Genomic DNA, 10,942 nt, shown 5'->3' on the forward strand with positions numbered 1-10,942 from the left:
AGTATTTGGAAACCTATGTGGCTTATTGTTATTGGTTCTCGGCGCGATGAGTTAAGTTTAGTTGATTGTTATCAGTGTTATCGACAACGTTATGACATGGAACATCTTTTTCGATTTGGTAAACAAAGATTATTGATGACATCTTATTTAACTCCCGATGTACATCATGAAGAAAATTGGTTTAAACTAACACTTCTTTCTTATGTAAATTTGTGGGCTGCCAGAAAATTAGCTGTGGTTTTACCCCGTGATTGGGAACAGTATTTGAAGACTAATAAATCCATCAAAATCACCCCTAGTCTAGTTCAAAGAGACTTTTCAAGAATAATTACGACCTTGGGGACTTTCGCCAAATTTCCCAAACGTCGAGGTTTTTCTTCCGGACGTATTAAAGGTTACAAAAAAGCCCCACGAACTCGTCATGATGTTATCAAGAAAGGGAGCAAAAAATCAACTGAAAACTTAAAAGCTCCTTAGTTTTCCTCAGAATCTATAGATTAGCCCTATTTGTCAGCCAATTTTATTGACTGATACAGAGCCGATATTTTGGGATTTTAGTTTAGCGTAAAATATACGCTAACAAACTTTTTTTTGTCCAAAGTCCAACACCAGAGCGACTAAACTGTGAATTAAAGCGATGAAAGTCATCAATAGGTTAACATAACCCGATGGCCTGGGACCCGTTTCTCTAATAATTCCAGGGGACCAAGGTATTGCAAGTATAGCCCCAATCAAGGCGTACAAAGGAACTAGCCAAATCGTTTGACTTAAGGCTTCTATCATTTGTATTATTCGATAATAAGTTTTACATGGATTTGCTTATATATATTAAAGCAGGTTCATAGAATTAAGTCTATGAGAGATACTATAAGATTGTCTTATAGTTGAGATAAGCAAGTTAAGGGTTCATTTTACACTGCTTTCGTTCACTCGGATAGTGAGGGTGGGGAGTGTGGGGAGTGTGGGGAGTATTTTTCTTTGAGTTTATAATCTATGCAAATGAAAATTGCTATCACTCGGATAGTGAGGGGAGAAAATATAATCTAAATATTGAGTAAATGCTGTTAATAAGGTTAAGAGTATTTTCCTTTTATCGAAAAATAATGGGTCTAAAACCCCGCCCTAACAGGCGTAATTGTGTTACAATCAGATTGTAGCAATATTCAGCTACCTACTGGGGGTCCCCCAGAAAGTGACGACTAACCCTGAATTGGCAGGGTGTCTGGAAACAGATGGATGTATGACCTAGTAAGGTAAGTACCAGTCAGCCTGAGTTACCTCGTATGAGAGTAGGTTTCAACAAGTAATTGTTAAATCAGAATCCACTCGCCTTTAGGCAGTGGAGTATGTCAAAAGAGTGTTACACTGATCAATAATTCAATTAACTGTCGGTTAATTATAGATAGTTTAATAAGAATATATTAAATAAAGTAAGGTGGGCAATGCCCACCTTACTTTATTTATTTTTATGACAATATATAGCAACCGCCAGGTTGCTTAGGACATCATAAACTGTTGTTTCAAGGTAACAGGGAATTAGGATGTTAAAAAGATTCCTCGTTCCTCGGAATGACCATTATCAATTATTTCAAAAGACCTGAGTTCGATATAAGGAAATTTATAGGCGACTGCTCAAAATCACGAGTCTTAAACCCTGATTATTTCATGGAAAAAACTCCAACTCCGAACTCCTAACTCCGAACTCCTAACTCCGCGCCTCACATTAAAAATAGGTATGGTTGGTGAAGTTTGTCTACCCCACCCCATACCTGTTTTAATCGTTTCAATGTAGCCATCCTTTGAGACGACGGGCAACTTGAGGCCGACGTAACTTACGCATAGCTTTGCTTTGAATCTGACGAACTCGTTCACGGGATAAATTAAAAATACCTCCTACTTCTTCTAACGTATGGGGTTGAGATGTACATAACCCATAACGTAAAGAAATAACATCCTTTTCTCGTTGGGTCAAAACATCACTCAACACTGCTGAAACTTCGTACTGTAACATTCCTTCGTTCATCAACTCTTCAGGAAGTTGTAAGTCTTGATCTTCCAGTAAATCAACTAACTCCGTGTCTTCTCCTTTACCCACCCGATGATTCAAAGATAAAGACTGTCTCCGTAGCTGCAATAACTGACGCAGTTGGGGGGGAGTTACTTCTAACTCATCAGCTAATTCTTTTTCGTTGGGGTTACGTTGTAATTTTTGTTTAAGAACTCGTTGAGCTTTTTTCAGTTTGTTTAATTTTTCTACAACATGGATCGGTAAACGAATGGTTCTCGCATCATTAGCAATGGTTCGAGTGATAGCTTGACGAATCCACCAATAAGCATAAGTAGAAAATTTATAACCCTTATTGGGATCAAATTTCTCCGCCGCGCGATTAAGTCCGATCGCCCCCTCTTGAATTAAATCTAGGAAAGGAACACCCCGATTAAGATAACGTTTGGCAATAGACACCACCAAACGCAAATTAGAACGAATCATTTTCCGCTTAGCAATTCGCCCCTTATGTAAACGATGCTCAAATTGCTTTGCCGTCTCAAAACCCAAAGCCTCGGCGCATTCTGCTTTGCTTGGGGTACGTTGTAACTCTTCTTTTAATCGTTGTTTAGTTTCTTCTACCTCCAATAAAAATTGAACCTGTTGGGCTAGTTCTACCTCTTCTTCGGCGTTTAACAAAGGATAGCGAGACATTTCCTTGAAAAATGCCCCCACAGTGTCATCAGAAACGGTTTTCCGATATCCCTCTGGATACTGATTACCTAATTCATCGGATAAAGAAGAAAGTTCCACCTCAACAGATTGTAATTCTTTGTCTGTTTGTTCGAGTCCTTCTGCTTCCATTTGAGCAGGTACAAATTCATTGGTCGATTCCGTTTGCATCATTTCTGTCGTATTCATAAGCTGATAATTCCGAGGAGTAAAACGGGTTTAACAAGTTCGGGAACAATGGGAGCGGAGACGAGGTCAGCTATGTCAGGAATTAGGGATGATTTGGTATCAGTTGAATCTGCAAATATTTAAGATTTTCTTAATAATTGATTGTGTTTCTTCTGAGATACAAATCAATAGCCATATACGTTCAAAAAGATTAATAAAAGATAAAGTTCAACTCTTTCTATTTAATCTAGTGACTATCGCCTCCAGCCTTAACCAATCAGGGTTTGAGAAGACTGGTTGTTTATCAGGCTACCAGAATTACTGGGATTTTTTGTCTATCTAATCACAAAAAAACCAATTTATCTATGGAAAAGAAGTGTTTGAGGTTAAACTATAGAATCTTTTTAACATTTGATTGCCTCCTTCACACTGGAAATAATTTTTTCTTTTGCTATTCACTAACTTATCTGATTTCGGGTAGATTTTTCATCCTTTTTAAGATAAATTTTTGTTAAGAAATAATCTCAGATAACTTAATAAAGAAAATCGAAAAAAAACAATCGTTGTATATATTTATACTGTAACCTATTCAATCAAAAACTGTCTAGAGATTCTTTCTATTTTCTTCTTTTCCACATCAACGTCATTTTTTAAACGAACTCATAACTACTATGACTTACTCTTTTTCCTTCACGTTATGTTCACGCTGATGAGTGATAGCTGATAGCTAAATGCTGAGGAGAAATGGGAATCATAAATGTAAGATATAGCAATCAGTTATCAGTTGTGAGAATTAAGTGAATTCTGATCCCCCCTAACCCCCAAACCCCGTCGTTAACGACGGGGTCTTAAGGGGGGAATTGAAGGGGGGATCTCGAAGTTCTCATGAATCATTACTGATTGCTATAGATGATCCTCTAGTGCAGCTTGGCGAAAGTAATCCACCAGATTTTTACAGAAACTTTCGTGACTAGCCACGACAATGTGTTTCAATGAAACTAACGGAAGAATCTCGAAGTTGATGTCCATGATAAAAGCATTGCCAATTAACCTCTCCAACCTACAGAAAACAGTACTCCAACAAATAGTGAGAGGGACAACAAACCCCTATCGCCTTGTTAGACGAGCCAAGCTAATCTTAGCCGCAGCATCAGGAGAGAGCAATAGTTCGATTAGTCGAAGATTAGAATTAGACCGAGTACAAGTGCGTCAGTGGCGATCGCGATGGTTTGAGGAGAGAGAAAAACTGAGTGCCGCCGAAGAACAACAGGTAACGGAGAAAGCATTAATGGTCTTGATCAAAGGAATTTTAAGCGATCGCCCAAGACCTGGAACAACAAAATCCTTTACGGTCGAACAAGTAGTCCAGATTGTAGCGATCGCTTGTGAAGAATGTGAAAAATCAGACAGACCAGTGAGCCATTGGACAGCTTCAGAGTTGGCGGATGAAGCCATAAAAAGAGGAATTGTCGAAAAGATTGCCCCCCGTAGTGTGGGGCGTTTTTTAAAAAGAAGCGACATTACAACCACATCTCGTTCGTTACTGGTTAAATGCCAAAATTGATGATCCCTTAAAATTTAAAAAGCAAGTCAAATATATCTGTGAACTTCATCAAGAAGCTAAAACTTTGTTAGAACAAGGAATTCATTTAATTAGTACAGATGAAATGACAGGGATTCAAGCTCTTGAGAGATTATTTCCGAACAAAAGAATCAAGCCTAAACAAGTAGAAAAAATCGAATTTGAATATGAAAGACACGGAACTTTAAGCTTGATTGCGAACTGGGATGTGGCAAGAGGAAAAGTTGTTAGTCCCTCTATTGGATCGACAAGAACAGAACAAGATTTTTCTGAACATATCCAGAGAACGATTAAGATTGATGAAAAAGCAGAATGGATTTTTATTGTAGATAAACTCAACACTCATAAATCGGAAAGCTTAGTCAAATTAGTAGCAGAAAGCTGTGGAATTACTATTGATTTGGGGAGAAAAGGAAAGGAGGGGATTTTGCAATCTATGGACAGCAGAGCAGATTTTTTATCAGATGAATTTCATCGAATTCGCTTTGTTTATATTCCCAAACATACATCGTGGCTTAATCAAATTGAGTGTTGGTTTTAGATCTTAGTCAGGCGTTTACTCAAAAGAATTACTGTCCGTTCAACTGAAGAACTATCCCAAAAAATTCTCAATTTTATTGATTACTTTAATCAACATTTTGCTAAGCCGTTCGTTTGGAAATTTAAGGGCTTTAAAGATCATAAGTGACTGGTGGATTATTTTTGCTAAGCTGCACTACCCTGAGTATTTCAAATGTTATCTACTAATTTATCTTATCAAAGATAAGTAGTTTTCATTTTTAGACTAAACCGATAACAATCAATTAAACTATACTAAAATAAAAGTATTCAAACTGAACAAACACGGAATCTCCTGAGATTGTGGTGGAGAATGTACAAAAATACACAAAAAACCTGTGATGGGTTACGGCGCAAATCAAAAGTTATAAGGTTTCCCGAAAAATCATCCCTGCGCCTAACCCATCCTACGAACTTAGTTGGTGTAGTTATGATTGAAGAGAAACGAAACTAAAACCTAATTAATGATAGAATCAACCGCAAAAGTTCAAGTAATTGGTGGAGGGTTAGCTGGAACCGAGGCAGCCTGGCAAGTAGCACAAGCAGGTATTCCCGTGGTACTGCACGAAATGCGCCCTATTCGCACCAGTCCCGCCCATCATAGCCAAGAATTAGCCGAATTAGTTTGTAGTAACTCCTTCGGTGCCATGTCCAGCGATCGCGCGGCCGGTCTACTCCATGAAGAATTACGTCGTCTCAACTCCATCATCATCCAAACCGCCGACAAACACTCCGTCCCTGCCGGTGGTGCCTTAGCTGTGGATAGAGGTGTGTTTAGCCAACAATTAACCGAAACCCTAGCAACACATCCTTTAATCGAATTAAGACGCTCAGAAGTCCAGGAAATACCCTCAGACGGCATTGTAATTTTAGCCACTGGACCCCTTACCTCCCCCATTTTGGCTGAAAACTTACAACAGTTGACCGGCATGGCTTATATGAGCTTTTTTGACGCTGCCAGCCCCATAATTGTTGGGGACTCCATCAACCGAGACATCGCCTTTTTAGCCTCCCGATACGACAAAGGGGAAGCAGCTTATCTCAACTGTCCCTTTACTAAAGCGCAATACTTACAGTTTCGTGAGGAACTTTGTGCAGCACAACAAGCAGAATTAAAAGATTTTGAGCGAGAAACAGCCAAATTTTTCGAGGGATGTTTACCCATCGAAGAATTAGGGCAACGGGGAGAAGATACCATGCGTTATGGACCATTGAAACCTGTGGGGTTATTTGATGCAAGGTTAGGAGACTTTCGTGATCCCGAAAATAAAGAAAAACGTCCTTATGCTGTTGTGCAACTCCGACAAGAAGATAAACAGGGAAAACTCTGGAATATGGTTGGTTTTCAGACCAATTTAAAATGGGGTGAACAAAAACGGGTATTTCGTCTCATTCCAGGTTTAGAAAATGCCGAGTTTGTGCGTATGGGTGTTATGCACCGCAACACCTTCATTAACTCTCCCCAGTTACTAAACCCCACTTTACAGTTTAAAAGCCGTCCCAATGTCTTGGCCGCAGGACAATTAATCGGTACAGAAGGTTATACCGCAGCAGCAGCAGGGGGATGGTTAGCAGGAACTAATGCTGCACGGATAGCATTAGGGTTAGATCCCATTTCTTTACCTTCTACCATGATGATGGGTGCTTTGTTTGAGTTCATTAGTAGTGCTTCCCCGAAACACTTCCAACCCATGCCTCCTAACTTTGGTATTTTACCGGATTTACCGGTCAGAATTCGTAATAAACGGGAAAGATATGGAAAATATCGCGATCGCGCTTTAGAAGCATTAGATTCAATTGTTTCCCTAAAGAGCGATCGTTTATTAGTTCATTGAGGTTTAAATATGGTTGCTGCCAAAGAACATTTTTACATGACTCCCGAAGAATATCTCGAATGGGAAGAACAACAACCCCTGAAATATGAATATATGGATGGGGAAGTTTATGTTATGTCTGATAATACACTCCCTCATAATACTATTGCTTTGAACTTAGCTTGTACACTTAAAAGTCATCTAAAAACTAAAGGAGGAAAAGTATTAATATGTGGTGCTAAAGTACAGGTATCAGAAACAGGGCCTTATCATTATCCTGATGTAGTTGTCAGTTGTGACGAAAGAGATAAAAAAGCAATCAATTTTCTGCAATATCCTTGTTTAATTATTGAAGTGCTTTCTCCCTGTACCGAAGGATTTGATCGAGGTAAAAAATTTAGAAACTATCGGCAGATTGAAACACTCAGAGAATATGTTTTAGTGAGTGCCGAGCAAAAATTGATTGAATCTTTTCGTATTAATGATAAAGGAGTTTGGGAATTGTACAGTTTTAGCGAAAATGAAACACTAAAATTAGAATCAATAGATTTTAATTGTTCCGTTGAATTAATATATGAAGATGTTATATTAACCGACGAAAACGAATAGTAATATAATGTCAGATCAATCTTTAAGTTAAGGAGATAATTTATGCCTTCCCCCTTTCCTGGAATGAACCCCTATTTAGAAAATCCCACATTATGGTCACAAGTTCACACTCATTTAATCGTTGCGCACCGCCAAAGGCGGATCTCTTCGAGATCGCTGATTACATGAACCCGATATTACGTCCCAAATATCGTATGTCTATGGAACAAAGAGTTTATACTCAAAATAATGATGATCATAGTTTAGAATTAGTAGGTATTCCCAATAATGTTGTGTTTACACCTAGTTCAAACCCCAGTGAAACTTCATCTCATGTTGCTGTTGCACCCCCAAAAGTTGAACCCTTAACTGTCTCTATTCCCCAACCAGAAACAGTTAAAGAATGGTATTTGCAAGTCAAAAATGTAGAAACACAAGAAGTAGTAACAGTAATAGAAATATTGTCTCCTAAAAATAAAAAAGTAGGAGAAGGAAGAAACAAATATCTAAAAAAAAGAGAACAGGTGTTAATGAGTTTAACCCACTTAATAGAAATAGATTTATTAAAGAAAAGTGAGATTATGCCGATGAATATAGATGATACAATCAAGTCAGATTATCGTATTATAATTAGTCGTAGCGATCGCCGTCCACAAGCAGAATTATACGCTTTTAATTTAGCACAAGAAATTCACTCTATTCCCTTACCTTTAAAACCAGAAGATGAAGCACCTTTAATTCCTTTACAAGAGTTATTACACAGTATTTATGAAAAAGGTAGTTATGATTTAGCTATTAATTATCAAAAACAACCCTTAGAAGATTTATCTGAAAATGAACAACTTTGGATTAATAATTTGTTACAACAACAAGACTTAATCTAAATTAAATATAGTTTTACTATTATACTATTTCATTAGTTATAAATTGACGGGAATAAGGGATTAAATGACGATACCTCTTTTCTAACTGTTTACGACGCTGTATATAATCAAAACAACCTGTAATACTAATTGTATAATCCTTAGTTAAACTCCTTTAATTTGCCCAAAAATTGTTACATAAAATTTCTTCAATGCTTTGACTATAAGGTAAAACTTCAAGCAAAGTAACCTCAGTATATTCTAAAGAAACTAACTCAGACTTGATTATTGAAGCCATAATCTGTTACGTTCTAACAAGTATCCCTGCTATTATAACCATAATTATCAATTGTCCATTATCCATTGTCCATTGTTCATTTTCTATTATCTTTAGAAAAATTTTACAGCAATAATCTAATTTTTTAGGTATAAGGTAGAAAGCCGTTAAAAAAACAATTAATATATTTACATGAAACGAACCGTTGCCTGGGTAATCAGCAGTTTAACAACCATCACAGGAATTATCACCCCTAGCCTAGCTTTAAACACCTCCATAGGAGAAACAGGCATTTATGCAAATCGCTTACATGAACAACCCCTCAATTTAACAGGGCGGAAAATAGCCATTGGACAAGTGGAAATTGGTCGACCCGGTATTTTTGGTTTTGATAAAATAGCAGCTTGGAGTCCCACCTTTAAACTAGCAGGAGTATACTATCAAAATCGGGCCGTCAAATCCAACGGCAACCTGGATAACCATGCAGCCATGGTAGCAACTGTTATGGTTAGCAAAGATAAAAGATTGCCAGGAGTGGCACCAGACGCAAGATTATACGCCTCTGCCATAGGTGCCATTAAAGGAGGTGGGCAACCCCAGGAATGTTTGGCCAGTCAACATATTGCCCAACAAAATAGCGGAGATGTTCGGTCCATTAACTTTAGTTTTGGAGAATCCCTCTCCCAAGACCGTCGCATGGATGCAATTCTAGACGGCAACGCACATTTAACCAGATGTATTGACTGGTCATCACGGGTTCACGATACTCTATATGTTATCGCTGGGAACCAAGGAACAGGAGGCATTCCCATCCCCACAGACCACTATAACGGCATTACCACCGCCTACAGCACCAAACGGGAGGGCATTTATAGCAAAGTGGATTTTGCCAACCTCAGCGCCAGTCCTGTGGGCATTGGTCGCAGTTTAATCAAACGGGAGATCAACGTTGGCCCGAGACGAGGCATTAATTTAGTTGCCCCAGGTAGCAAAGTGGCCGTCTATGACTTAGCCGGGAGCATCCAAAAAGTCAGTGGTACCAGCTTTGCCGCCCCCCATATCACCGCATCAGTGGCCTTACTCCAAGAATTCGGCGATCGGCAACTGCGCACTAAACAACCCAACTGGAGCCTCGACTCTCGCCGTCATCAGGTGAATAAAGCCGTCTTACTCAATTCTGCCGATAAGATAGAAGATAGGGGCAACGGTTTGTTATTGGGGATGATGCGCACTATTTTTAGTAAGTCTCATTATACTTGGTTCGATTCTGAAGCTTATCGTAACCCAGAGATCCCTGTAGACATAGAAATGGGAGCCGGCCATCTGAATGTACTGCGAGCTTATCAACAGTTTAGCGCGGGTCAATGGAAACCTGGAAACCCAGTTCCGACTATGGGTTGGGACTATGAAACAGTCACCAAAGATAATTATCAAGAGTATGTTATTGCCAGTCCTTTACAAGAAAACAGTTTTGTTGCCATCACTTTAGTCTGGGATAGATTAGTGGAACTCAATGATAAAAATAAGAATGAACAATATGATCTGGGGGAGACTTTTGATGATCAAGGACTCAATAATCTTGATCTCTATTTAATGTCCACGGATAGTAATAATACCTCTGAAAGTGTCTGTCGTTCCATTAGTAAGGTGGATAATACAGAACACATTTTTTGTGCTGTTCCTAGCACTGGTAACTATAAAATACGGGTGCAGTATCAACAACAAATGAACCTGGAAAACCAACCTTACGGGTTAGCTTGGTGGACTGTAAATTCAAATAAACCCTAGTTTTCTACGGTCAAACTATACTGCCCTGTCGACCCACTAGAGTTAGAGGTAAATAGGATTAGGTAGTCAAGACCCTCTTCTCCCGGATTTCTCACAAATTAATTTGAAAGCCCAATCCAGAGATGAAAAATGATAATTTTTAGGACTAATAGAAATTTTGAATATAGATGAATAAAAAAATTGACTTTGATTATCCAAAAATTGAGTTTAAGAGGGAATAATTATATTAACTTTTGATTTTCTCCACGATAAATAAGACTAAATGAAAGTATCAGTCAGTCAACAACTTATGATAGATATCTTTTTTAAAAAACAACTTATTCTACTTATCCAGTATTAGGAATAGTTTTAATTCTTTTGTTAGCAATAGACAAAATATCTTGATAAGGACAAGCACTAGCTATAGCGATAATAATTCTTCTACAACTAATCTTTATTCTGGCTCCCAACTTAAGAAGATTTAGACGTATTCTTCCCACAGTTGCTTTAGCCAATGAAGTTTTTTTTAAACAGTGTTGATGAAAAGCATTTATGAGAACATAAGCCCAGGAATGTATCCATAATCTTAGTTGATTACTTTGAAAT

The 10,942-nt window shown here is 38.1% G+C and carries 8 protein-coding genes and 3 pseudogenes; 8 read left to right on the forward strand and 3 right to left on the reverse strand.

From position 1 onward, the window contains the following. A pseudogene (locus CWATDRAFT_RS25940) lies at positions 1 to 477 on the forward strand (NF041680 family putative transposase); the annotation flags it as partial. A 114-nt stretch (positions 478 to 591) separates the two neighbouring features. Here the strand turns inward: CWATDRAFT_RS25940 and CWATDRAFT_RS25945 are convergent. Then, positions 592 to 783, reverse strand: a pseudogene (locus CWATDRAFT_RS25945) (NAD(P)H-quinone oxidoreductase subunit F); the annotation flags it as partial. A 1,000-nt stretch (positions 784 to 1,783) separates the two neighbouring features. Next, positions 1,784 to 2,908, reverse strand: a complete 1,125-nt coding sequence (locus CWATDRAFT_RS25950) for an RNA polymerase sigma factor, RpoD/SigA family (RefSeq protein WP_007307798.1) — start codon at positions 2,906 to 2,908, stop codon at positions 1,784 to 1,786. Positions 2,909 to 3,869: 961 nt separating this feature from the next. Here CWATDRAFT_RS25950 and CWATDRAFT_RS25955 point away from each other — a divergent pair. From CWATDRAFT_RS25955 to CWATDRAFT_RS25980, 7 genes and pseudogenes are all read left to right on the forward strand, one after another. Continuing rightward, positions 3,870 to 4,451 carry a helix-turn-helix domain-containing protein gene (locus CWATDRAFT_RS25955; RefSeq protein ID WP_007304955.1) on the forward strand — a complete coding sequence of 194 codons (582 nt, stop codon included), beginning with the start codon at positions 3,870 to 3,872 and terminating at the stop codon, positions 4,449 to 4,451. Positions 4,452 to 4,515: 64 nt separating this feature from the next. Further along, positions 4,516 to 5,157, forward strand: a pseudogene (locus CWATDRAFT_RS25960) (transposase). Between the two features lie 334 nt (positions 5,158 to 5,491). Then, positions 5,492 to 6,862, forward strand: a complete 1,371-nt coding sequence (trmFO, locus tag CWATDRAFT_RS25965; RefSeq protein WP_007307793.1) for an FADH(2)-oxidizing methylenetetrahydrofolate--tRNA-(uracil(54)-C(5))-methyltransferase TrmFO — start codon at positions 5,492 to 5,494, stop codon at positions 6,860 to 6,862. 9 nt (positions 6,863 to 6,871) lie between these two features. Next, positions 6,872 to 7,450 (forward strand): Uma2 family endonuclease, encoded by a 579-nt coding sequence (locus tag CWATDRAFT_RS25970; protein WP_007307794.1) that lies wholly within the window; start codon positions 6,872 to 6,874, stop codon positions 7,448 to 7,450. 63 nt (positions 7,451 to 7,513) lie between these two features. Continuing rightward, positions 7,514 to 7,618 carry a DUF4058 family protein gene (locus CWATDRAFT_RS42005; RefSeq protein ID WP_269431328.1) on the forward strand — a complete coding sequence of 35 codons (105 nt, stop codon included), beginning with the start codon at positions 7,514 to 7,516 and terminating at the stop codon, positions 7,616 to 7,618. Then, entirely contained in the window at positions 7,603 to 8,313 is a 711-nt protein-coding gene (locus CWATDRAFT_RS25975; protein WP_412093274.1) for a DUF4058 family protein, read from the forward strand. Before CWATDRAFT_RS42005 ends, CWATDRAFT_RS25975 begins: the two co-directional genes overlap by 16 nt. Before the next feature lie 448 nt (positions 8,314 to 8,761). Further along, a complete protein-coding gene (locus CWATDRAFT_RS25980; protein ID WP_007307796.1) occupies positions 8,762 to 10,357 on the forward strand; it encodes a S8 family serine peptidase in 1,596 nt (531 codons plus the stop codon). Positions 10,358 to 10,683: 326 nt separating this feature from the next. Here the strand turns inward: CWATDRAFT_RS25980 and CWATDRAFT_RS25985 are convergent. After that, the coding region (locus CWATDRAFT_RS25985) for a transposase (protein ID WP_007307797.1) at positions 10,684 to 10,942 on the reverse strand (259 nt) is incomplete at its 5' end.

The sequence above is a fragment of the Crocosphaera watsonii WH 8501 genome (assembly GCF_000167195.1).
GTDB lineage: Bacteria > Cyanobacteriota > Cyanobacteriia > Cyanobacteriales > Microcystaceae > Crocosphaera > Crocosphaera watsonii.